The organism is Vibrio sp. 1978, assembly GCF_033344345.1.
Genome location: NZ_JAWPOP010000406.1, coordinates 1 through 736, shown reverse-complemented (window position 1 = coordinate 736; position 736 = coordinate 1). Strand labels below are relative to the sequence as shown.

The following is a 736-nucleotide window of genomic DNA, read 5'->3' as shown; positions in this document are numbered from 1 at the left end:
ATCCATCAGCCAACTCCCGTCTTTTTGCTGCTTCGCCCAGATTTGTTCTGGTGCCATTCCTAATTCGCCAGCGATGGACTTGAGCAAATCGTATAAGGTGACTAAGCCTTGCACGTCTCCATATTCATCAACAATAAATACCATCTCTACGCTGGTTTGCTGCATGTAGTTCAGCAGAGGCAAGCCTTTCATCGACTCCGGTACAAAGCGCGGATGTTTGAGCAATTTACCGAGTCTCGAAACAGACAGGTGGTCGTACTCATCAAGCAATACTTTTGAGGAGATGGTGCCGATGATGTTATCTAAACCGCCTTTGCACACTGGCCAAACTGAGTGTTGAGTTTGACGTAGGTGTTTGAGAATCGCATCCAGCGGCAAGTTGGTGTCCAAAAAATGGATGTCGCAGCGCGGCGTCATTAAAGACAGGGCTAAACGATCATTGAGGTGCAGTAGCTTGCGGATCATCAGTTGTTCTTGCGGTTCGATGGCTCCTGATTCCGAACCTTCATTGACGACGGCAAAGATGTCTTCTTCTGTGACGATTTCGCCTTGGTTTTCGTTTTGGCGCAGAAGTTTAAGTAACGCGTCTGTCGACACAGTAAGTAAGAACACAAAAGGTCTGGCGAGTTTGGCTAGCCAATGAATCGGATAGGCGACCACAATTGCGATGCTTTCCGCGTTGTTTTGGGCAAAACGTTTTGGTACGAGCTCGCCGATGATGATCGCGAAGTAAGTG

At 48.0% G+C, this 736-nt stretch carries 1 protein-coding gene; it reads right to left on the bottom strand.

Going from position 1 to position 736, the window contains the following annotated elements:
* On the bottom strand, nucleotides 1-736 hold a 736-nt coding region (locus R8N49_RS26895), incomplete at both ends, for a hemolysin family protein (protein ID WP_318190425.1).